Source organism: Pulveribacter sp. (assembly GCF_032079985.1).
Lineage (GTDB): Bacteria > Pseudomonadota > Gammaproteobacteria > Burkholderiales > Burkholderiaceae_C > Melaminivora.
The window spans coordinates 636,800-660,174 of sequence record NZ_DAMATK010000002.1 but is presented as its reverse complement, the minus strand read 5'-3'; the positions used below and the strand labels follow the sequence as shown (position 1 = coordinate 660,174).

At 67.6% G+C, this 23,375-nt stretch carries 15 protein-coding genes; 10 read left to right on the top strand and 5 right to left on the bottom strand.

Features of this window, described 5'->3' with window-relative positions; genetic code table 11:
- Positions 1–37: 37 nt before the first annotated feature.
- A complete protein-coding gene (locus RT282_RS09345) occupies positions 38–1,096 on the bottom strand; it encodes an AI-2E family transporter (protein ID WP_313313399.1) in 1,059 nt (352 codons plus the stop codon).
- A 220-nt stretch (positions 1,097–1,316) separates the two neighbouring features.
- On the opposite strand from RT282_RS09345, the gene RT282_RS09340 reads away from it, so the two are divergent.
- The 5 genes from RT282_RS09340 to RT282_RS09320 all read left to right on the top strand — a co-directional run bounded on the left by RT282_RS09340 (position 1,317) and on the right by RT282_RS09320 (position 8,875).
- A complete protein-coding gene (locus RT282_RS09340; protein ID WP_313313398.1) occupies positions 1,317–4,196 on the top strand; it encodes a 2-oxoglutarate dehydrogenase E1 component in 2,880 nt (959 codons plus the stop codon).
- Positions 4,197–4,251: 55 nt separating this feature from the next.
- Positions 4,252–5,511: a 2-oxoglutarate dehydrogenase complex dihydrolipoyllysine-residue succinyltransferase gene (odhB, locus tag RT282_RS09335; protein ID WP_313313396.1), complete on the top strand. Its 1,260-nt coding sequence runs from the start codon at positions 4,252–4,254 to the stop codon at positions 5,509–5,511.
- Positions 5,512–5,608: 97 nt separating this feature from the next.
- On the top strand, positions 5,609–7,036 hold the full coding sequence (lpdA, locus tag RT282_RS09330; protein WP_313313395.1) for a dihydrolipoyl dehydrogenase: 1,428 nt from the start codon (positions 5,609–5,611) through the stop codon (positions 7,034–7,036).
- Between the two features lie 81 nt (positions 7,037–7,117).
- Positions 7,118–8,215 (top strand): cell division protein ZapE, encoded by a 1,098-nt coding sequence (gene zapE, locus RT282_RS09325; RefSeq protein ID WP_313313394.1) that lies wholly within the window; start codon positions 7,118–7,120, stop codon positions 8,213–8,215.
- 12 nt (positions 8,216–8,227) lie between these two features.
- Positions 8,228–8,875 carry a hypothetical protein gene (locus RT282_RS09320; protein ID WP_313313393.1) on the top strand — a complete coding sequence of 216 codons (648 nt, stop codon included), beginning with the start codon at positions 8,228–8,230 and terminating at the stop codon, positions 8,873–8,875.
- A gap of 18 nt (positions 8,876–8,893) precedes the next feature.
- Here RT282_RS09320 and RT282_RS09315 read toward each other — a convergent pair whose 3' ends face one another.
- Together RT282_RS09315 and RT282_RS09310 are read right to left on the bottom strand one after the other, a co-directional pair.
- On the bottom strand, positions 8,894–9,703 hold the full coding sequence (locus RT282_RS09315; RefSeq protein WP_313313392.1) for a protein phosphatase 2C domain-containing protein: 810 nt from the start codon (positions 9,701–9,703) through the stop codon (positions 8,894–8,896).
- A 34-nt stretch (positions 9,704–9,737) separates the two neighbouring features.
- The gene (locus tag RT282_RS09310) at positions 9,738–10,535 is read right to left on the bottom strand and encodes an outer membrane protein assembly factor BamD (protein ID WP_312304232.1); all 798 of its coding nucleotides are present in this window, start codon (positions 10,533–10,535) and stop codon (positions 9,738–9,740) included.
- Between the two features lie 140 nt (positions 10,536–10,675).
- On the opposite strand from RT282_RS09310, the gene dnaE reads away from it, so the two are divergent.
- The 3 genes from dnaE to clpA all read left to right on the top strand — a co-directional run bounded on the left by dnaE (position 10,676) and on the right by clpA (position 17,057).
- Positions 10,676–14,215, top strand: a complete 3,540-nt coding sequence (gene dnaE, locus RT282_RS09305) for a DNA polymerase III subunit alpha (protein WP_313313390.1) — start codon at positions 10,676–10,678, stop codon at positions 14,213–14,215.
- A 67-nt stretch (positions 14,216–14,282) separates the two neighbouring features.
- A complete protein-coding gene (gene clpS / locus RT282_RS09300; RefSeq protein WP_313313388.1) occupies positions 14,283–14,648 on the top strand; it encodes an ATP-dependent Clp protease adapter ClpS in 366 nt (121 codons plus the stop codon).
- Between the two features lie 60 nt (positions 14,649–14,708).
- The gene (gene clpA, locus RT282_RS09295) at positions 14,709–17,057 is read left to right on the top strand and encodes an ATP-dependent Clp protease ATP-binding subunit ClpA (protein WP_313313387.1); all 2,349 of its coding nucleotides are present in this window, start codon (positions 14,709–14,711) and stop codon (positions 17,055–17,057) included.
- 120 nt (positions 17,058–17,177) lie between these two features.
- On the opposite strand, the gene RT282_RS09290 is transcribed toward clpA, so the two are convergent.
- Both RT282_RS09290 and RT282_RS09285 read right to left on the bottom strand, forming a co-directional pair.
- On the bottom strand, positions 17,178–17,849 hold the full coding sequence (locus tag RT282_RS09290; protein ID WP_313313386.1) for a hypothetical protein: 672 nt from the start codon (positions 17,847–17,849) through the stop codon (positions 17,178–17,180).
- On the bottom strand, positions 17,846–19,216 hold the full coding sequence (locus RT282_RS09285) for a lytic murein transglycosylase (RefSeq protein WP_313313385.1): 1,371 nt from the start codon (positions 19,214–19,216) through the stop codon (positions 17,846–17,848). Before RT282_RS09285 ends, RT282_RS09290 begins: the two co-directional genes overlap by 4 nt.
- A gap of 82 nt (positions 19,217–19,298) precedes the next feature.
- On the opposite strand from RT282_RS09285, the gene sbcB reads away from it, so the two are divergent.
- Complete coding sequence (gene sbcB / locus RT282_RS09280) at positions 19,299–20,738, top strand: exodeoxyribonuclease I (protein ID WP_313313384.1); 1,440 nt, start codon at positions 19,299–19,301, stop codon at positions 20,736–20,738.
- 104 nt (positions 20,739–20,842) lie between these two features.
- The gene (locus tag RT282_RS09275; protein ID WP_313313382.1) at positions 20,843–23,359 is read left to right on the top strand and encodes an AI-2E family transporter; all 2,517 of its coding nucleotides are present in this window, start codon (positions 20,843–20,845) and stop codon (positions 23,357–23,359) included.
- Positions 23,360–23,375: the final 16 nt, after the last annotated feature.

The window sequence follows — 23,375 nt, the reverse complement described above, 5'->3', positions numbered from 1 at the left end:
CACCGGGGCGCGGGTGCGCCAAGCCGGCATGGCCCCGTCAGGGCCGGGGCGGCTCATCGGGCGGCGAGAACAGATCCCAGATGGCCATGAACAGCGCCGCGATCACCGGCCCGATGACGAAGCCGGTCAGCCCGAACAGCGCCATGCCGCCCAGGGTGGAGATCAGCACCACGTAGTCGGGCATCTTGGTGTCCTTGCCCACCAGCAGCGGGCGCAGCAGGTTGTCCACCAAGCCGATCACGCCCACGCCGTAGGCCGTGAGGATGAGGCCCTGCGTGGTCGCGCCGGTGGCCATGAAATAGATGGCCACCGGCCCCCAGATCAGCCCCGCCCCCACAGCGGGCAGCAGCGACAGAAAGGCCATCAGCACGCCCCACATCACCGGCCCCTGGATGCCCAGCAGCCAGAAGATCAGCCCGCCTAAAGCGCCCTGGGCCGCGGCCACGACGATGTTGCCCTTGACGGTGGCGCGGATCACGGTGGTGAACTTGCCCGACAGCTCGCGCTTGTGCTCGTCGTCCAGCGGGACAGCCCGGCGCAGCCGCGCGGCCAGGCGGGGGCCGTCGCGCAGCAGGAAGAACAGCAGGTACAGCATGACACCAAAGCTGACGATGAACTGCAGGGTGTTCTGCCCCACGTCCAGCGCCTTGGTGGCCAGGAACTGGCTGGCCTGTGCGCCGACGGAGGTCAGGCGCTCCTGCACCTCGGCCATGGAGGTCAGGTGCAGGCGGTCCAGCAGCGACAGCGCCCAGGCCGGCAGGGCAGACAGCACTTGCTGCACGTAAGCGCCGTAGTTCATCTGCCCGGAGCGCAGGCGCTCGTAGGTGACGCTGGCCTCCTGCACCAGCGACACTCCGATCAGCGCCACCGGCAGGATGACCATCACCAGGCACAGACACAGCGTCAGGAAGGCCGCCAGGTTGCGCCGCCGCGGCATGCGCGCCAATAGGCGCCGGTGCAGTGGGTTGAACAGGATGGCCAGCACCACGCCCCAGAAGACGGCACCATGGAAGGGCCACAGCACGGCGCCAAAGGCCAGCGTGACGGCGATGAGCAGCACGAGCAAAGTGCGGTTGTGGATGACAGGGGCGATCATGGGCGGTGCGAAGCCATAGGGAGGCCAGAATGTAAGCCAGCCGCACAGCTGCAAGCAGTGGCGACCGTCCCGGCTCTGCCAGACCATCGGTGGCACAATGATGCCCGCACCAAGGCCCTTCCCCTGCCACAGTCGCGTCCGCCAACCGGTTCAGCCGTGCCGCGGAAGGTTTGTCAACCAGCTAAAGCTTCCCCGGAGGGAAGCGGAGGTCAGCGCAGATATGAGCGAACCCACGTCCGTCTACCAAGCCTACCAGGGCAATACCTATCTCTTCGGCGGCAATGCGTCGTATGTCGAGGAGATGTACGAAAGCTATCTTGCCAACCCTGGCAGCGTGCCAGACTCCTGGCGGGAGTACTTTGATGCATTGCAGCATGTGCCCGCGGTGGACGGTAGCGACGCACGCGACGTGCCGCACCTTCCCGTCATCAACGCGTTTGCCGAACGCGCCAAACAGGGCGGTACACAGGTCGTGGTGGCCACCGGCGCTGACTCCGAACTGGGCAGGAAGCGTGTGGGCGTGCAGCAGCTCATCGCCGCTTACCGCAACGTCGGCGCCCGCTGGGCCGACCTCGATCCCCTCAAGCGCCAGGAGCGGCCCAGCATTCCCGAGCTGGAGCCGTCCTTCTACGGCTTCACGGACGCCGACCAAGAGACGGTGTTCAACGTCGGCAATACCTTCTTCGGCAAGGAAAGCCTGTCGCTGCGCGAGCTGATCAACGCGCTGCGCGAAACGTACTGCGGCACCATCGGCGCCGAGTACATGTACATCACGGACCAGAACCAGAAGCGCTGGTGGCAGCAAAAGCTGGAGTCCATCCGCACCAAGCCCCAGTTCGACGCCGAGAAGAAAAAGCGCATTCTGGAGCGCCTGACGGCTGCTGAAGGCCTGGAGCGCTTCCTGCATACCAAGTACGTGGGACAAAAGCGCTTCTCGCTGGAAGGCGGCGAGAGCTTCATCGCTGCCATGGACGAGCTGATCAGCTCGGCCGGCGCCCGCGGCGTGCAGGAGCTGGTGATCGGCATGGCCCACCGCGGCCGCCTGAACGTGCTGGTCAACACCCTGGGCAAGATGCCCAAGGACCTGTTCGCCGAGTTCGAGCACACCGCTCCCGAAGACCTGCCCGCCGGCGACGTGAAATACCACCAGGGCTTTTCCTCGGACGTGTCCACCTCCGGCGGTCCGGTGCACCTTTCCCTGGCCTTCAACCCCTCGCACCTGGAAATCGTCAACCCGGTGGTCGAGGGCTCGGTGCGCTCGCGCATGGACCGCCGCGGCGACCCCCAGGGCAAGCAGGTGCTGCCCGTGCTGGTGCACGGCGACGCGGCTTTCGCCGGCCAGGGCGTGAACCAGGAGACGCTGGCGCTGTCGGAGACGCGCGGCTACCACACCGGCGGCACGGTGCACATCATCATCAACAACCAGATCGGCTTCACCACCTCCGATCCCCGCGACCTGCGTTCCACGCTGTACTGCACCGACATCGTGAAGATGATCGAGTCGCCCGTGCTGCACGTGAACGGCGACGACCCCGAAGCCGTCTGCCTGGCGATGCAGCTGGCGCTCGAGTACCGCATGGAGTTCTCGCGCGATGTGGTGGTGGACATCGTGTGCTATCGCAAGCTGGGCCACAACGAGCAGGACACCCCCATGCTCACCCAGCCGCTGATGTACAAGAAGATCGCGCAGCACCCCGGCACCCGCAAACTCTATGCCGACAAGCTGGCCGCGCAGGGCCTGGGCGAGACGCTGGGCGACGACATGGCCAAGGCCTATCGCGCCGCCATGGAAGAAGGCAAGCACACGGTCGACCCGGTGCTGACCGACTTCAAGCGCAAGTACGCAGTGGACTGGAGCCCGTTCCTGAACAAGGCCTGGACCGATGCCGGCGATACGGCCATTCCGCTGGCCGAGTGGAAGCGCCTGGCCGAGCGCATCACTACCGTGCCCGAGACGGTGTCCCCGCACACTCTGGTCAAGAAGGTGCTGGACGACCGCGCCGCCATGGGCCGCGGTGAGGTCAACGTGGACTGGGGCATGGGCGAACACATGGCCTTCGCTTCGCTCGTGGCCTCCGGCTATCCCATCCGCCTGTCGGGCGAGGACAGCGGTCGTGGCACCTTCACGCACCGCCACGCCGTCATCCACGACCAAAAGCGCGAGAAGTGGGACGAAGGCACCTATGTGCCGCTGCAGAACGTGGCCGAGAACCAGGCACCGTTCGTCGTCATCGACTCCATCCTGTCCGAGGAGGCCGTGCTGGCCTTCGAGTACGGCTACGCGTCCAACGATCCCAACACCCTGGTGGTCTGGGAGGCGCAGTTCGGCGACTTTGCCAACGGCGCACAGGTCGTGATCGACCAGTTCATCGCCTCCGGCGAGGTCAAGTGGGGCCGCATTAATGGCCTCACGTTGATGCTGCCACACGGCTATGAAGGCCAGGGCCCGGAGCACAGCTCGGCCCGCCTGGAGCGCTTTATGCAGCTGGCCGCCGAGGCCAACATGCAGATCGTGCAGCCCACCACGGCCAGCCAGATCTTCCACGTGCTGCGCCGCCAGATGGTGCGCAACCTGAGGAAGCCTCTGGTCATCATGACGCCGAAGTCGCTGCTGCGGAACAAAGATGCGACCTCGCCCCTGGCCGAGTTCACCGAAGGCGCTTTCCGCACTGTGCTGGGCGAGCAGGACCAGGCCATCGCCAATAACGCGGCCAAGGTCAAGCGCGTCATCGCCTGTTCGGGCAAGGTCTATTACGACCTGGTGAAAAAGCGTGCCGAGAAGGAAGCCACCGATGTGGCCATCGTGCGCATCGAGCAGCTGTACCCCTTCCCGCACAAGGCCTTCGGCGCCGAGCTGAAAAAGTACCCCAAGGCCACCGAGATCGTGTGGTGCCAGGACGAGCCGCAGAACCAGGGCGCCTGGTTCTTCATCCAGCACAACATCCACGAGAACATGCAGGATGGCCAGAAACTGGGCTACGCCGGCCGCGCCGCCTCCGCCTCGCCGGCGGTGGGCTACGCGCATCTGCACCAGGACCAGCAAAAGGCCCTGGTGGAGGCCGCCTTCGCCAAGCTCAAGGGTTTTGTTCTGACCAAGTAAGGCCAAGCAACAACCACGCGCTCAGTACAAAACCCTGAACAGGAAGAATTTCAAAATGGCAATCGTAGAAGTCAAGGTCCCCCAGTTGTCCGAATCCGTGGCCGAGGCCACGCTGCTGCAATGGAAGAAAAAGCCCGGCGAAGCCGTGGCCGCCGACGAGATCCTGATCGAGATCGAGACGGACAAGGTGGTGTTGGAAGTGCCGGCTCCGGCGGCCGGCGTGCTCGCCGAGATCCTGCAAGCTGATGGCGCCACCGTTGTGGCCGAGCAGCCCATCGCCAAGATCGACACCGAGGCGGTGGCTGGCGCAACCGCTCCGGCCGCTGCCCCGGCGCCGGCTGCGGCTCCCACATCCGCCCCGGCAGCTGCCCCCGCCGCAGGCGGCGGCAAGGGCGACGTGGCCATGCCGGCCGCTGCCAAGATCCTGGCCGAGAACAATCTGTCCGCGTCCGACGTGCAGGGCACGGGCAAGGATGGCCGCGTGACCAAAGGCGACGCGCTGTCGGCCGTGGCAGGTGGCGTGAAGTCCACCGCCGCCGTCATTCCCACGGGCGTGCCCACCAAGGCGCTGCCGCAAGTGGCCGCACCCGCCTCGGCCACGCAGGATCTGGGCCAGCGCCCGGAGCAGCGCGTACCCATGAGCCGCCTGCGTGCCCGCATCGCCGAGCGCCTGCTGCAGTCGCAGTCCACCAACGCCATCCTGACCACCTTCAACGAGGTGAACATGGCTCCGGTGATGGAGCTGCGCAAGAAGTTCCAGGACGCGTTCACCAAGGAGCACGGCGTCAAGCTCGGCTTCATGTCCTTCTTTGTGAAGGCCGCCGTGCATGCGCTCAAGAAGTACCCGGTGATCAACGCATCGGTTGACGGCAACGACATCGTCTACCACGGCTACTTCGACATCGGCATTGCCGTGGGCTCTCCGCGTGGCCTGGTGGTGCCCATCCTGCGCAACGCCGACCAGATGAGCTTTGCCGATATCGAGAAGAAGATCGCGGAGTTCGGCAAGAAGGCCCAGGACGGCAAGCTGGGCATCGAGGACATGACCGGTGGCACGTTCTCGATCTCGAACGGCGGCACCTTCGGTTCGATGATGTCCACTCCCATCATCAACCCGCCGCAGTCGGCCATCCTCGGCGTGCACGCCACCAAGGACCGCGCCGTGGTCGAGAACGGCCAGGTCGTGGTGCGCCCGATGAACTACCTGGCCATGTCGTACGACCACCGCATCATCGACGGCCGCGAGGCCGTGCTGGGCCTGGTGGCCATGAAGGACGCGCTGGAAGATCCTTCGCGTCTCCTCTTCGATCTGTAAGGCGCACCGCACAGGGCGCTTGCATCTATCGCAAACCCACCCTCGGCCCGGCCTTGCGGTGGGTTTTTCCTTTCAGATACCAGATTTTCACAACACCATGAGCAAGCAATTCGACGTCATCGTCATCGGCGCCGGCCCCGGCGGCTACATCGCGGCCATCCGCGCGGCGCAACTGGGCATGCAGGTCGCCTGCATCGACGAGTGGAAGAACGCAGCTGGCGGTCCCGCGCCTGGCGGCACCTGTACCAACGTGGGCTGCATCCCGTCCAAGGCGCTGCTGCAATCCTCGGAGTATTTCGAACACGCCAACAAGCACTTCGCCGAGCATGGCATCACCGCCAAGGACGTGAAGATGGACGTGGCCACCATGATTGGCCGCAAGGACACCGTGGTGAAGCAGAACAACGACGGCATCCTGTACCTCTTCAAGAAGAACAAAGTCACGTTCTTCCACGGCCGTGGCGCGTTCTCCAAGGCGGTGGACGGCGGTTACGAGGTCCAGGTCAGCGGCGCCAGCAACGAGACACTGATGGCCAAGCAGATCATTGTCGCCACCGGCTCCAACGCCCGTGCGCTGCCCGGTGCCGAGTTCGATGAGGACACAATCCTGTCCAACGACGGCGCTCTGGCCCTGGGTAGCGTACCCAAGACGCTGGGCGTCATCGGCTCGGGCGTGATCGGCCTGGAGATGGGCAGCGTCTGGCGCCGCCTGGGCGCCCAGGTCACGGTGCTGGAGGGCCTGCCCACCTTCCTGGGCGCGGTGGACGAGCAGATCGCCAAGGAGGCCAAAAAGGCCTTCGACAAGCAGGGTCTGAAGATCGAACTGGGCGTGAAGATCAGCGAGGTCAAGAAGGGCAAGAAGGGCGTGAGCGTCGCCTACGCCAACGCCAAGGGCGAGGCCGTCACGCTCGACGTGGACAAGCTCATCGTCTCCATCGGCCGCGTGCCCAACACCACAGGCCTGAACCCCGAGGCCGTCGGCCTGAAACTGGACGAGCGCGGCGCCGTGGTGGTCGATGAGGAGTGCCGCACCAACCTGCCCGGCGTGTGGGCCGTGGGCGACGTGGTGCGCGGCCCCATGCTGGCGCACAAGGCCGAGGAAGAGGGCGTAGCCGTGGCCGAGCGCATTGCCGGCCAGCATGGGCACGTCAACTTCAACACTATCCCCTGGGTCATCTATACCAGCCCGGAGATCGCTTGGGTCGGCCGCACCGAGCAGCAGCTCAAAGCCGACGGCGTGAAGTACAAGGCCGGCACCTTCCCCTTCATGGCGAACGGCCGCGCACGCGCGCTGGGCGACACCACCGGCATGGTGAAGTTCCTGGCCGATGCACAGACCGACGAGATCCTGGGCGTGCACATGGTTGGCCCGATGGTCAGCGAGCTGATCGCCGAGGCCGTGGTGGCCATGGAATTCAAGGCCAGCAGCGAGGACATCGCGCGCATCTGCCACGCCCACCCCTCGCTGTCCGAGGCGACCAAGGAAGCGGCCCTGGCGGTGGACAAGCGCACGCTCAACTTCTGATCGCGGGTTTGTAATGAAAATAGCTGCCAACGCTTGCTGGACAAGCGCTGGCAGCTATTGTTTTTGAAGCAAGGAAGACTGGTGAACGTCAGGCAGACCTATGAGGCGGAGCTCGCCGCCAAGGGCTTCAAGAGCGACCCGGCGCAGCTGCGCGCCGTCGACGCCCTGGAGCGCTGCGCACAGGAGTGGGGCGCGTACCGGCAGCGGCGCTCCAACACGCTCAAGAAGCTGATCAACCGTCCGAGCATCCCCCGGGGGGTGTACATGTATGGCGGCGTGGGGCGCGGCAAGAGTTTTCTGATGGACTGCTTCTTCAACGCCGTGCCGCTCAAACGCAAGGTGCGCCTGCACTTTCACGAGTTCATGCGCGAGGTGCACCGCGAGCTGGCTTCGCTGCAGGGCCAGCAGAACCCGCTTCAAGTGCTGGGTGCGCGCATCGCCAAGCGCTACAAGCTGATCTGCTTTGACGAGTTCCACGTCGCGGACATCACCGACGCCATGATCCTGCACCGTCTGCTGGCAGCGCTGTTCGACAACGACGTGGGCTTTGTCACCACATCCAACTTCAGACCCGACGACCTGTACCCCGGCGGGCTGCACCGCGACCGCATCCTGCCGGCGATCGAACTGCTCAACGAGCGCATGGAAGTGGTGAACGTAGACAACGGCACCGACTACCGCCGCCGCACCCTGGAAAACGCCAGGCTCTACCACTGCCCCCTGGGCGCCGAGGCGGACGCGGCCATGGCCGCCACCTTCGACCTGCTGGCCGAGGTGCACGACGAGGACCCGGTGCTGCACATCGAGGCGCGACAGATCCGGGCCCTGCGCCGCGCCGGTGGGGTGGTCTGGTTCGACTTCCGCGAGCTGTGCATGGGCCCGCGCTCGCAGAACGACTACCTGGAGATCGCCTCACAGTTCCACACCGTGCTGCTGTCGGGCGTGCCGCACATGCCGGTGAACATGGCCTCGCCCGCACGGCGCTTCACCTGGCTGGTGGACGTGCTGTATGACCGGCGCGTGAAGCTCATCATCTCGGCAGCCGTGCCGCCAGAGCAGCTCTATACCGAAGGGCCGCTGGCGCATGAATTCCCGCGCACCGTCTCGCGCCTGAACGAGATGCAGTCCAAGGAATTCCTGGCGCTGGAGCGCCGCGTGGTGGATACCAGCCTGACCTGAGGAGCGCCATCCATGCTGCCTATGCGCACCCTTTGCCATCGCGCCCTGGCCTTGACTCTGGGCGGCCTGCTGCTGCCCGCCCTGGCGCAGGCTGACCCGGCTGCGGCAGCCCGGCGCGATGCGCAGCGCGCCCAGCTGCAGCGCGAGCGCCAGGCCATCGAGGCGCAGCTTGCCAAGGACGAGGCCGCCTGCTACCGGCGCTTTGCTGTCGAGGACTGCCTGCGCCGCGCCCGCGCCGAGGCGCGCGAGCGCGACGCCATCCGCTGGCGCCAGGAGCTGGAACTCAACGACGAGGAGCGGCGCGAGAAAGCCGAGCAGCGTCGGCGTTCCATCGACGAGCGCCAGCAGGCCCAGCCCGTGCCGGACGCGCCGGCTGCCGGGCAGCCCGCACGCGGCACGGCCTTCGATGCCGCCCAGCGCGCGCAGCAGGCGCGCGAGCGCGCCGGCCAGCAAAGCGGCCGGCAAGCGGAGCACGAGGCGCAGCGCCAACGCCGTGCGCAGGAGCAGGCCGAACAGGCGGAACGCTCGCGCGAGCGCTTTGAAGAAAGGCAGGAGAAGGCGCGCAAGCGCCGCGAGGCGCATGAGCGCGAGCGCGCCAATGCCGAAGCGGCCGGGCGGGCCGCGCCCCGGCCCTTGCCCGAGCCGGCCGCCGACCAGTGAAGCCGGCGACGGGCCGCGTTAGTCCGCGCCGGTGCCGTGCAGCGCTGCCAGGCGCGGCGGAGCTTTTTCTTCCACCAGCTGCTCCATGCGGACGATGGCCAGCGACAGGTTGTCGCCGCCGCCGCCCGAGCGCGCCCGCGCCTTTTCGATGAAAAACTCCGAGGCCTCCCGCGGTGTCAGTGACTGCAGCACGGCGGCGAATTCGTCGGGCGAGAAGTAGTGCCACACGCCGTCGCTGCAGGCCAGCAGCACGTCGCCTGGCTGCAGCTGCGGGATGAAGTGGGGTGTGGCCGGTGGATCGGCCTCCGTGCCCAGGCAGCCGACAAGGATGTTGGAGTGCGGATGCGTCAGCGCCTCGGTGTCGGTGATCTCGCCGCGGTCTACCAATGCCTGCACGTACGAATGGTCGCTGGTGCGGTGCACCAGCTGTCCGTTGCGGAAGTGGTACAGGCGCGAATCGCCCGCATGCACCCAGTGGCAATCGCCGCGCGGATTGATGAGGAAGGCGGCGATGGTGCTGTGCGGCTCCTGCTCGGCCGAGATGGCCGTCAGGCGGATGACGATGTGCGACTCCTGGACGATGTGCTTGAGCAGTGCAGCGGCGTCGTCCGTGTCGGGCGAATAGCGCTCGAACAGCTGTCGCGCCGTCAGCATGACCTGGTCGGAGGCCTTGCGCCCGCCGCTGCGCCCACCCATGCCGTCAGCCACCACGCCCAGCACGCAGCCGTTGTGCCGCGAGTGCACCAGCAGGGCCACTTGGTCCTGCTGGTATTCGCGGTCACCCCTGTGGATGCCGGTGGCGGCGATCAGGCGAAACGGCTTGGTCATGGCGCTGCGGTGTTGGCAAGCAAAAGGGTGGGTTTCACCAGAACTTCCACCAGGGGTTGTCCTTGGCGCGAAAGCCCTTGCCCAGTAGCGTGGTCTGCGGGTAGCTGGCCAACAGCACGCGGCGTGCGTCGTCACGCAGCTGCTCCATGCCCAGTGCGTCGTAGGAACGCACCAGGATGTACAGCGCCTCCTCGGTGGCCGGCACGTCCTTGTAGTCGGCAATGGCGCTCTGCGCGCGGCTGACGGCGGCCACGTAGGCGCCGCGCTCGAAGTAGTAGCGCGCTACGTGCACCTCGTACTGGGCCAGCGAGTTGACGATGTAGGTCATACGCAGGCGGGCATCGGGCGTGTAGCGCGAATCGGGAAAGCGCGTGACCAGTTCGCGGAAGGATTCAAACGAATCCTTGGCGGCCTTCTGGTCGCGCTCGGACAGGTCCTGGCGCGAAATCCAGGAAAACATGCCCAGGTTGTCATTGAAATTGACCAGGCCCTTCAGGTACAGGGCGTAGTCGTAGGCCGGGCTGGCCGGATGCAGCTTCATGAAGCGGTCCAGCGTGGCGATGGCCTGGGCTTTCTCTCCGCCCTTGTATTGGGCATAGGCCTTTTCCAACTGGGCTTGCTGGGCTAGCGGCGTTCCGGCGGCGCGGCCTTCCAGCTTCTCCAGCAACGGCACGGCCTTGTCATAGGCGCCGCCATTGAGCTCGTCGCGTGCCTCGGAGTAGATCTTGTCCGTGCTCCAGCCGGCGGTCTTGTCTTCGGTGGTGTTGGCGCACCCGCCCAGCAAGGCGGCGGCCAGCAGGGCGGGCAGCAGGAACGGGGAAAAACGCGGCATGGGATTGGGCGATGGATGAGGAGTAGGAAACCGGCGCCTCGCTACGGGGACGAGCCCGGTCTGGCGCAGCGCAGCAGACCATTGTATGTAACGGTGCCCCGTGCCGGGCACGGGCATGGGGGCGTTTTTACAATGTCCAGATGTTTGTCCACCTGCGCCTGCATACCGAATTCTCCGTTGTCGATGGCACCGTGCGCATCGATGAGATCGTCAAGGCGGCTGCCCGAGACGGCCAGCCGGCCATGGCCATCAGCGACCTAAACAACCTGTTTGGCGCCATCAAGTTCTACCGGCAAGGGCGCAGCAAGGGGGTCAAGCCCCTGCTGGGCGCCGAAGTCACGCTGGAGGGTGAACCCGGCCAGCCCGCGCCGCGCCTGCTGCTGCTGGCGCAGGGTCGCCAGGGCTACCTGAACCTGTGCGAGCTGCTGGCCCGCGCCTGGACCCGCAACGTGGTGCGCAACCAGCCGGTGTGCACCTGGCAGTGCCTGGAGGAGCTGGGCGGTGGTCTGATCGTCCTGTCCGGTGCCCAGGCCGGACCGGTGGGCCAGGCGCTCGTCAAGGGCAATCTGGAAGGAGCCGAAGCCATGGCGCAGCAGCTGGCGGCGCTCTTTCCTCGGCGCTTTTACATCGAGTTGCAGCGTGCCGGCCGCCCGGATGACGAGGCCCACGTCAGCGCTGCCGTGCAGTTGGCAGCGCGGTTGCAGCTGCCGGTGGTGGCGACGCACCCCATTCAGTTCACGGCGCCCGATGACTACGAGGCGCACGAGGCACGGGTGTGCATTGCCGAAGGCGAGATCCTGGCCAACCCGCGGCGTGTGCGCCGCTTCACGCGTGAGCAGCACTTCAAGACGGCCGCCCAGATGCAGGCGCTGTTCGCCGATGTGCCCTCGGCACTGTCCAACAGCGTGGAGATCGCGCGCCGCTGCAACCTGACCCTGGTGCTGGACAAGCCGCAGCTGCCCGACTTTCCCACCCCGGGCGGCATGCCCATCGACGGCTACTTCCGGCAGGCCTCGTTCGAGGGGCTGGAGGAGCGGTTGGTGCACCTGTTCCCCAACGAGGCTGAGCGCGAGCGACAGCGGCCCCGCTACGTGGAGCGGCTGGAGTTCGAGCTGGGCACCATCCTGAAGATGGGTTTCCCCGGCTATTTTCTGATCGTGGGCGACTTCATCCAGTGGGCCAAGGCCAATGGCTGCCCAGTGGGCCCGGGCCGTGGCTCGGGCGCCGGCTCGCTGGTGGCCTATGCGCTGAAGATCACGGATCTGGATCCGCTGCAGTACAACCTGCTGTTCGAACGCTTTCTGAATCCAGAGCGGGTGTCCATGCCCGACTTCGACATCGATTTCTGCCAGTCCAACCGCGACCGGGTCATCGAATACGTGAAGGACAAGTACGGCAAGAATGCCGTGAGCCAGATCGCCACCTTCGGCACCATGGCCGCCAAGGCTGCCATCCGCGACGTGGGCCGCGTGATGGACATGAGCTACACCTTCTGTGACGGCATCTCCAAGCTGGTGCCCGGCAAGCCCGGGCAGACCTACACGCTGGCCTATCCGCCCGAGCCCAAGAAGGAGGGCGACAAGAACAACTACGCCCTGGAGCTCGAACCCCTGCTGTACGAACGCGTGCGCAAGGAGGAGGACGTGCGCACCGTCATCGAAATGGCGCAAAAGCTCGAGGGCATGACGCGCAACATCGGCATGCACGCCGGCGGCGTGCTGATCGCGCCGGGCAAGCTGACGGACTTCTGCCCCCTGTACCAGCAGCCGGGCAGCGAGTCGGCCGTGAGCCAGTACGACAAGGACGACGTGGAGGCCATTGGCCTGGTCAAGTTCGACTTTCTGGGCCTGGCTACGCTGACAATCCTGGAGATTGCGCGTGAGCTGATCAAGAAGCGCCACAAGGGCCAGGAGGACTTCGCCTTCGAACGCGTCCCGCTGGACGACGCGCGCACCTACCGGCTGTTCTCCGAAGGCAAGACCGAGGCCGTGTTCCAGTTTGAAAGCCGCGGCATGCAGGGCATGCTGAAGGAGGCCCGGCCCAGTCGGCTAGAAGACCTGATCGCCCTGAACGCCCTGTACCGCCCGGGGCCCATGGACCTGATCCCCAGCTTCGTGAACCGCAAGCACGGTAAGGAAGAGGTGCTCTACCCGCACCCGCTGGTCGAGCCGGTGCTGGCCGAGACCTACGGCATCATGGTCTACCAGGAGCAGGTCATGCAGACTGCCCAGGTGCTGGGCGGCTACAGCCTGGGCGGCGCCGATATGCTGCGCCGCGCCATGGGCAAGAAAAAGCCCGAGGAGATGGCCAAGCACCGCGAGATCTTCCGCAAGGGCGCGGCCGAGAAGGGTATCGGCGAGGCCCAGGCCGACGAGGTCTTCGACCTGATGGAGAAGTTTGCGGGCTACGGCTTCAACAAGTCGCATGCCGCGGCCTACTCTCTGCTGGCCTACCACACGGGCTGGCTGAAGGTGCATTACACGGCAGAGTTCTACTGCGCCAACATGACCGTGGAAATGGACGACACGGACAAGCTCAAGGTGCTGTACGAGGATGCCGTCAAGCACTTCGGCATCACCTTCGAGCCGCCCGACGTGAACCGTGGCAACTACCGCTTCGAGCCAGTGACCGACAAGGTCATCCGTTATGGCCTGGGCGCTGTCAAGGGTACGGGCCAGGCTGCCATCGAGGCCATCATCGCCGCCCGGGAAGGGCAGGGCGTAGGTCCCCAGGGAAGCACCTGCGGTCCATTTACCAGCCTGTTCGACTTCTGCGTGCGCGTGGACCGCACCCGCATCAATAAGCGCACTGTGGAAGCCCTCATCAAGGCCGGGGCTTTTGACCGCCTGCATGCGGACCGCGCGGTGCTGGTCGCCTCTATTGACCGGGCCTTCGAATTCGCCAACGCGCAGCTGGCCAACGCCAACCAGGGTGGCCTGTTCGACATGATGGGCGAAGACGCCATCGGCTCCAGCACCCAGGAGCCCGATCTGGTGCAGGTGCCCGAGTGGGGCGTGAAGGAGCGTCTGACGCAGGAAAAAACTGCCATCGGCTTCTACCTTTCCGGCCATTTGTTCGACGAGGTCGAGGCCGAGGTGCGCCGCTTCGTGCGCACGCCGATCGCCGAGCTGGCCGACAGCCGCGAGCCGCAGGTCATGGCCGGCATCGTCAGCGACTGCCGCGTCATCAACGGCCAGCGCGGCAAGCTGGCACTGTTCAAGCTGGACGACAAGTCGGGTGCCATCGAGGCATCGGCTGACGAGGCCGTGATCGCCGCCGCCGGGCCCCTGCTGCGCGACGACGAGTTCGTGGTGCTGTCCGGGCGCCTGCAGCTGGACCACTTCAGCGGCGGCCTGCGGCTGAAGGTGCAGCAGGTCTGGAGCCTGGCGGACGCGCGGGCGCGCTTCGGCAAATACCTGCACGTGAGCAGCGCCCGGCGCCCGGACGTGGCAGCCATCGTGCGCGAGTTCCCGCCCAAGCGGGAGCACACCGAGCATGGCGAGGATCTGCTGCACGGCCTGCGCGTGCGCATCGCCGTGCATTGCGCGGCCGACGACGCCGCGGCAATGGCCGAGCTGCAGCTGGGCGAGGGCAGCCGTTTCTTTCCCTGCGACGCCGCTCTGGCCGCCTGGAACGCCCAGGCGGGCGGCGGTGCGAATGTGGTGTATGAGCTAGGCTGAAAATGCTTGAAAAGCGCCTCCGCGGCGCCAATTGTCGTGGGACCGCGCGCCAGTGCGGCTCGATAGAATGAATTTCATGGCAACCCAACCCCCTCCGCAGGCACCCACGCGGCCACTGGCCCCGTCCCGGGATGACGGCAGCGCGGCCGTGCTCGAACGCCGGCCCCTGAAGACGCAGCCGCCGCAGATGTACCAGGTGGTCATGCTCAATGACGACTACACCCCCATGGAGTTCGTGGTCGTGGTGCTGCAGGAATTCTTCAACAAGGACAGGGAGGCGGCCACGCAGATCATGCTCAGGATTCACCTGGACGGAAAAGGCATCTGCGGCGTGTTCACGCGCGATGTGGCTGCCACCAAGGTGGGACAGGTGCTGGATGCCGCGCGCCAGGCCGGCCACCCCCTGCAATGCCTGAGTGAACCTGTTGAATAAAAGGCCTTTGCCCCCGATCTACAGTCAATTCGCAACACGCAAGCACAAAGGAGTTCGCACATGATTGCCCAGGAACTGGAAGTCAGCTTGCACATGGCCTTCGTCGAGGCCCGCCAGCAGCGCCACGAGTTCATTACCGTGGAACATCTGCTGCTGGCGCTGCTGGATAACCCCAGCGCAGCCGAAGTGCTGCGCGCCTGCGCCGCCAACCTCGATGACCTGCGCGCATCGCTGAGTCATTTCATCAAGGACAACACGCCTCAGGTGGCGGGATCCGACGAGGTGGACACCCAGCCCACGCTGGGTTTCCAGCGCGTCATCCAGCGCGCCATCATGCACGTGCAGTCCACCGGCAACGGCAAGAAGGAAGTTACCGGCGCCAACGTGCTGGTGGCCATCTACGGCGAGAAGGATTCGCACGCCGTCTACTACCTGCACCAGCAGGGCGTCACCCGTCTGGACGTGGTGAATTTCATCGCCCACGGCATCCGCAAGGGCGAGCCGCAGGAGCCCGCCAAGCCCGAATCGCAGTCCGAAGGCGAGGAGAGCGCGCAGGGTGAGCGCAGCGAGAAGGCCTCGCCGCTGGAGCAGTACACGCAAAACCTGAACCAGGCGGCCAAGGACGGCAAGATCGACCCGCTGATCGGCCGCAACTACGAGGTCGAGCGCACCATTCAGATCCTGTGCCGCCGCCGCAAGAACAACCCGCTGCTGGTGGGTGAGGCCGGCGTGGGCAAGACGGCCATTGCCGAAGGCCTGGCCTGGCGCATCACCCAGGGCGATGTGCCGGAGATTCTGGCCGAGGCCACGGTGTATTCGCTGGACATGGGCGCCCTGCTGGCGGGCACCAAGTACCGCGGCGACTTCGAGCAGCGCCTCAAGGGCGTGCTCAAGAGCCTCAAGGACAAGCCCAACGCCATCCTGTTCATCGACGAGATCCACACGCTGATCGGCGCTGGCGCTGCCTCGGGCGGCACGCTGGACGCGTCCAACCTGCTCAAGCCGGCGCTGTCCAGCGGCCAGCTCAAGTGCATCGGCGCGACCACCTTCACCGAGTACCGCGGCATCTTCGAGAAGGATGCGGCGCTGTCACGGCGCTTCCAGAAGGTGGATGTGGTCGAGCCCACGGTGGCCGAGACGATCGACATCCTGAAGGGCCTCAAGAGCCGCTTCGAAGAACATCACAGCGTGAAGTACGCCGCCGCCGCGCTGCAGGCCGCTGCCGAGCTGAGCGCCAAGTACATCAACGACCGCCACCTGCCCGACAAGGCCATCGACGTGATCGACGAGGCCGGTGCGGCGCAGCGCATCCTGACGCCCTCCAAGCGCAAGAAGACCATCGGCAAGACCGAGATCGAGGAGATCGTGGCGAAGATCGCCCGCATCCCGCCCGCCAACGTCAGCAACGACGACCGCAGCAAGCTGCAGACGCTCGAACGTGACCTCAAGAGCGTCGTCTTCGGCCAGGACAAGGCGCTGGAGGTGCTGGCCGCCAGCGTGAAGATGGCGCGCTCGGGCCTGGGCAAGGGCGACAAGCCTATCGGCGCCTTCCTGTTCAGCGGCCCCACGGGCGTTGGCAAGACCGAGGCCGCCAAGCAGCTGGCCTACATCATGGGCGTGGACCTGATCCGCTTCGACATGTCGGAGTACATGGAGCGCCACGCCGTGAGCCGCCTGATCGGCGCGCCGCCGGGCTACGTGGGCTTCGACCAGGGCGGGCTGCTGACCGAGGCCGTCACCAAGAAGCCGCACTCGGTGCTGCTGCTCGACGAGATCGAGAAGGCCCACCCGGACATCTTCAACGTGCTGCTGCAGGTCATGGACCACGGCACGCTGACGGATAACAACGGGCGCAAGGCCGACTTCCGCAACGTCATCATCATCATGACGACGAACGCGGGCGCCGAGGCGCTGAACAAGTCGAGCATCGGCTTCACCAACGCGCGCCAGGCGGGCGACGAGATGGCCGACATCAAGCGCCTGTTCACGCCGGAGTTCCGCAACCGCCTGGATGCCATCGTGAGCTTCAAGGCCCTCGACGAGCAGATCATCCTGCGCGTGGTGGACAAGTTCCTGCTGCAATTAGAGCAGCAGCTGGCGGAGAAGAAGGTGGAAGTCACCTTCACCGACACGCTGCGCAAGCACCTGGCCAAGAAGGGCTTCGATCCGCTGATGGGCGCACGCCCGATGCAGCGCCTTATCCAGGACACCATCCGCAAGGCGCTGGCCGACGAGCTGCTGTTCGGCCGCCTGACGGACGGCGGCCGGCTGGCGGTGGACATCGAGTCCAAGACCGACGAGCAGGGTGCGGAGACGGCGGAGGTCCAGCTGGACATCCAGCCCTTGCCCAAGCGCGAGCGTGGCACCAAGTCCGAGCCGGCAGAACCGGAAGAGGCCACGGCCGACTGAAGCGCCGGCGCCTGAGCTACCAAAAAGCCGCAGCTTCTGCTGCGGCTTTTTTATGTGCCAAATCGGCCTCCACCGCTTGCCAGCCAAGCGCTGGCAGCTATCAAAACGGGAGTGAGTCGGTCATCGTTGCATCTGCGCGGCATGCGCTGCCCGCGCCCGCTGCCGCCGCCGCCACAGCCACCAGGCCAGCAGGCCTAGAAAGAGGGGCACCAGCCACAGGCGCAGCGCGACCAGCCACAGGGTGGCGTCTCCCTTGCGGGATGCGCGGCTGAAGACGTCCACCCATCCCAGCAGCGCGAAGCCGCTGGCAAGGACAAAGCCCTGCAGCGCCAGCAGCAGCGCCCAGCCGCCCCCGGGCTGCGGCCCCGGCGCCCGCTGCGCTGCTCGTTCGCGGCTAGAGCGCCAGGCCGCGGACAGTAGCGCACCCAGCAGCAGCGCGGGCAGGGCATTGAGGGCGATCAGCACCCACGGGCTGCCGCAGCCGTTGCCCAGCACGAAGTTCCCGATGGCCAGCGGAATGGCTGCCGCGCAGAGCGCCAGCGCCAGCAGCAGCGCCCGGCTAACGCGGCGCCGGGCCGGGCCTTCGGTCCACCAGCCCAGCAGCACCGGCGCGGCCAGCATGGCCAGCAGGCTGGCGCCGGTCACGGCTAGGAAGGCAGTGTTGGCGCCCTCCGTCCAGCCGGCCGTGCAGCTGCGCGGGCCTGCTGCCAGCACCTGGGACGGCGCGGCGCAGGCGCTGGCAATCCACCAACCCCATCGGCGCAGCATGTCCGCTCGGTACAGGGGCTTCATGGCGCTACCTGCTGCAGCAGCTCCCGCGTGGCAAAGCCGTCGGCCGGCAGGCCCAGGCTTTGCTGCAGCCGGCGCACGCCGGCGCGTGTCGCCGGGCCCAGCACGCCGTCGGCGCTGCCCACATCCATCCCGCGCGCGTTCAGCGCTTCCTGCAGGGTGGTGATCTCGGCGCGCGTCAGCGGCTTGATGTCGCGCGGCCAGGGCGCCTGCAGGCCGCCGCCGCCGTCGATCTGGCGCGCCAGCAGGGCCACGCCCAGGGCATAGTTGACGGAGTTGTTGTAGCGCAGCAGTGCGCGGAAGTTGGGCCCGACCAGCACGGCCGGCCCGCGTGCGCCAGCCGGTGTGAGGATGGAAGCGCCCTCCAGCGCCGGCAGCGGCGCGCCGCCCATGCCGCGCACGCCCTCGGCCGCCCAGTCGGCGCTGGACTGGCGCACCGTCAGCTCCGCCCGGGAATAGTCGAAGCCCTCGGGCAGGCGTACCTCGGCGCCCCAGGGCTGGCCGCGCTGCCAGCCAGAATGGGCCAGGAAGTTGGCCGTGGAGGCGGCCACGTCCGGCACGCTGGCCCAGATGTCGCGCCGGCCGTCGCCGTCGGCATCGACAGCGTGCGCCAGGAACACCGAAGGCAGGAACTGCGTATGTCCCATGGCGCCAGCCCAGGAGCCGATCAGTGCGCTGGCGGCGATCTCGCCCTGGTCCACGATGCGCAGCGCCGCCAGCAGCTCCGAGCGCGCCCAGTCGCGCCGGCGGCCGTCGTAGGCCAGCGTGGCCAGCGCGTCCACGGTGGAGAAGCTGCCGAAGTTGCGCCCGTAGTTGCTCTCCATGCCCCAGATGGCGGCGATGACGCTGGCTGGGACGCCGTAGCGCACTGCGGCGGCGTCCAGCGCCGTCGCGTGGGCCCGGTACTGCTCGCGGCCCTGAGCCACGCGCTGGGCGGAGACGGCGCTGTCCAGGTAGGCCCAGGGCGTGCGGGTGAATTCGGGCTGCGCCCGGTCGAGCTGCACCACCTGCGGCAGCCAGCGTGCCTTGCCCAGCGTGGCCTGCACGGTGGGGGCGCTGATGCCCGCCGCCAGCGCCTCGCGGGAAAACTCTTGCACCCAGGCCTGAAAGCCCGCCGCGCCCTGGGGCTGGCTGGGGGAGGGCGGCGGCGCCGGCTCGGCTACGGCCTGCGGCGTGGGCGCAGCCGCTGGCGCCGCCACCACAGCAGCAAGAGCAGGGGCGGGGGCAGGGGCAGGCGGCACCACGCGCGGGGCGGGAGCGGGCTGGGCGGCGGGTGCGGCCACCACGGCCGTGGGCGAGGTACTGGCGCAGCCGGCTAGCGCGGCCAGTGCGGCCAGTGCGGTAGGGGCGAGAAAACGGGAGGAACGCATGCGGTCCATTGTGAAGGCGCGGCCATGCATACTTGCCGTTTTGCGCTGCCGCGCAGCCGTTTCTGGCCGTCCTCCTTCTTCCATGCACACCTTTCTCTGGCACGACTACGAGACTTTCGGCGCCGATCCGCGCCGTGACCGCCCGGCGCAGTTCGCCGCCATCCGCACGGATGCCGACCTCAACGAAATCAGCGAGCCCCTGATGCTGTACTGCAAGCCGGCGCTGGACTACCTGCCCCAGCCGCAGGCCTGCCTGATCACGGGCATCACTCCGCAGCTGTGCCTGCAGCGCGGCGTGCCCGAGCCCGAGTTCGCCGCCCGCATCGAGGCCGAAATGGCCCTGGCCGGCACCATCGGCGTGGGCTACAACACCATCCGCTTCGACGACGAGGTGACGCGCTTCCTGTTCTGGCGCAACCTGATGGATCCCTACGCCCGCGAGTGGCAGAACCAGTGCGGCCGCTGGGACTTGCTGGACGTGGTGCGCCTGGCCTATGCCCTGCGCCCGGAGGGCATCACCTGGCCCACCGCGGCCGGCGGCAAGCCGAGCTTCCGCCTGGAGGACCTGACGCGAGCGAACGGCCTGGTGCACGAGGCGGCGCACGACGCACTGTCGGACGTGCGCGCCACGATCGCCCTGGCGCGCCTGCTGCGCCAGCACAACCCGCGCCTGTTCGACTTTGCCCTGGGTCTGCACAAGAAGGAGCGGGTGGCCGCCGAACTGCGCCTGCCTGCCAGCCCGCAGACGGCGCGGCCCTTCCTGCATGTGTCGGGCATGTTCCCTGCCGAGCGCGGCTGCCTGGCCCTGATGTGGCCGCTGGCCAGCCATCCCACCAACAGGAACGAGCTGCTGGCCTGGGACCTGGCGCGCGACCCCGCCGAGCTGGCCGGCCTGTCGGTGCAGGACATCCGCCTGCGCCTGTTCACCCGCACTGCCGACCTGCCTGAAGGTGTGACGCGCTTGCCGATCAAGTCCGTGCACCTGAACAAGTCGCCCATGGTGGTGGGCAACCTGAATACTCTCACGCCGCAGCTGGCTGAGCGCTGGGGCATGGACCTGTCCCAGGCAGCGCGTCATGCCGAGGTGGCACGTGCGCTGCCCGACCTGGGTGCCACCTGGGCAGCCGTGTTCGAGCGTCCGGCCGAGTCCGCCCCGGACGTGGATCTTGATCTGTACGGCGGCTTCATCGGCAATGAGGACCGGCGGCGCCTGGCCCACCTGCGCACCCTGGCGCCCGAGGCGCTGGCCCGCGCCCGCCCAGCCTTCGACGACCCCCGGCTGGACGAGCTGCTGTGGCGCTACCGCGCCCGCAACCATCCGCAGACGCTGGATGAGGACGAGCAAGCGCGCTGGCAGGCGCACCGCGCCGCCGTGCTGCTGGAGGGGCAGGGCGGCGGACTGACCTTCGACGCGCTGTTCGAGCAGCTGGACACGCTGGGAGAGCAGGCCGACGAGCGCGGCGAGGCCATCCTGGGTGCGCTCTACGACTGGGCCGAGGCCCTGGCGCCGGAGGTAGCGTAGCCCCCGCCGCCCTTGGCTGATCGCCGCACCATCGGTTGGCCTACAGCGCTGGCGTCGGCGCCCGGCCGACAATGCGCCGTCACCATTTCGCACAAGGACCACGCATGCCCCCCAGCGAGGCTCCACGCCCGCGCTCTGCGCCCACCTTGAAGGCGGCCGGCGCGCAGCGCCCCGGCAGCACGCTGGAGGCGCTGGTGCCCAGCCTGCGCTTCATGGTCGGTTTGGTCATCGCGGCGCTGGTGATTACCGGCCTGTACGCCGGGCGCACCATCCTGGTGCCGCTGGCGCTGGCTTTTTTGCTCAGCTTCGTGCTCGACCCGCTGGTGGTGCGCCTCAAGCGCCTGGGCCTGCCGCGGCTGCCGGCGGTGATTCTCGTTGTGTTGACCACGCTGGCCGTGCTGGGCGTGGGGGCGCTCTTCATCGGCAACGAGGCGCGCCAGCTCAGCGAGCAGCTGCCTTCCTATCAGACCACCATCCGCAAGAAGCTGCGCAGCCTGGCCAAGGAGCTGCGCGCGCCTGGCATGTTCGATGGTGCCAAGCGCACGCTGGATCTGGTGCAAAGCGAGGTCGAGGCCGCTACCCCCAAGCCCCCGGCCCCCGGATCCGGCGGCGGGCGCTCCGCCAGCGTGCAGCGGGTGGAAGTGCAGCCGCCCGTGCTCTCGCCCGCGCAGCAGGCCGCGGCGGCGGTCAGCGCGCTCAGCCGTCCGCTGACCGATGCCGGCCTGGTGCTGGTGTTCGTGGTCTTTATCCTGCTGGACCGGGTGGATCTGCGCGACCGGCTGCTGCGCCTGTGGGGCGCCAACCTGCACGGCGCCACCGACGCCATGGACGAGGCGGGCGAGCGCATCACGCGCTACCTGACCATGCAGCTGCTGGTCAACGTCAGTTACGGCATCCCCATGGCCATCGGGCTGTGGTTGATCGGCGTGCCGGGGGCCTTCCTGTGGGGGGCGCTGGCCGGGCTGATGCGCTTCGTGCCCTACGTGGGGGCCTTCGTGGCGGCAGCCTTTCCGCTGACCCTGGCGTTCGCCGTGCACCCGGGCTGGAGCCTGGTGCTGTGGACTATCGGCCTGATCATCACGCTGGAGCTGATCAGCAACAACGTCATCGAGCCCTGGCTGTACGGCGCCAGCACCGGGCTGTCGGTGCTGTCGTTGATCGTGGCTGCCACCTTCTGGGCCACGCTGTGGGGGCCGGTGGGGCTGATCATGGCCACGCCGCTGACGGTGTGCCTGCTGGTCATCGGCCGTTATCTGCCGCAGCTGGCCTTTCTGGATGTGCTGCTGGGCAGCCAGCCAGCGCTGGACGAACCCACGCGCATCTACCAGCGGCTGCTGGCAGGCGACGCCGACGAGGCCATCGAGCTGAGCGTAAACCAGATCGAAGCCCACAAGGGCTCGGTGGCTGCGTTCTATAGCCGCGTGGCCGTGCCGGTGCTGCGCATGGCCGCAGGCGACCACACCCGTGTGGCCACCCCCGAACACCGTCTGCGTCTGATCGAGGGCATGGACGCCGTGCTCGACGATCTGCAGGCCCAGTACGCGCCGCCCGCGTCTGCCCCTGCATCGTCCGCAATGCCGGTGCTGTGCATGGGCGGACAGTGGGAGGTCGACCAGCTGGGCGCTCGCATGCTGGCCCACTCATTGCAGCTGCAAGGCTGCCCGGCAGCGACGCACGCCCTGTCGGCGGCGGCCGTGACCGCCGAGACGCCGGTCGAAGACCCGCAGGAGGACGCCCCCCAGGTGGTGTGCGTGGTCTGGCTGCTGCCCGAGCCCGCCACGCTGGCGCGCCAGGCCTGCCGCCGTCTGCGCCGCCACTGGCCGGGTGTGCGTGTGGTGCTGGCGCTGTGGGGCGACGCCTCCGACGATGTCGAGGCCGGCACCGCGCCCCTGCCCGAAGAGCTGCACGCGCGCTACGGCGCCGATGCCGTCGCCCTGTCGCTGGCGGAGACTTTGGCCTGCGCCGTGCAGCTCCAGGGCGCGCCGGTAAGCGAGGCCTTCGAGTCCGCCCCCATCCCAGCCAACGATGAGGAGCGCCTGCAGGCGTTGCAGGCCAGCGGCGTGCAGTCCAGCGAAGCACTGCGGCGCGCCTGCCAACACGCCGCCACGCGCGCCGCCGACATCTTCGACATGCCGCTGGCCATGGTGTCGCTGGTCGGGCGGGACGAGCAGACGCCGCTATGCGTGTACGGCAGCCTGCCGCTGGCGACAGAGGGTGCGGCCGGCGAGCAAGACGACGTGCCCGCCGGCACCCCGCAGCCGCGCGCGCTGTCGCTGTGCGGGCACGTGGTCGCCGCCAGCCAGGCGCTGGTGGTGCACGACATCGCCCGCGACGCGCGCTTTGCCGGCAACCCGGCGCTGCGCGGCCAGCGCCTGCGCTTTTACGCCGGCGTGCCGCTGCGCGACGCCAAGGGGTTCGTGCTGGGTACGCTGTGCCTGCTGGACACCCGCCCGCGCCTGTTCGACGCGCGCGAGAAGCGGCTGCTACAGGCCATGGCCGACGACCTGATGGCCAGCTGGCGCGAACTGCAGCCCCAGCCCCAGCCCTCGGTCAGGCCGCAGCCGGGCGGGCCGGACACGGACGAGCCGTCCGCCACAGTGGGGCAGATCGTGCCGCAGTGACTGCGGCAAGGCGTTT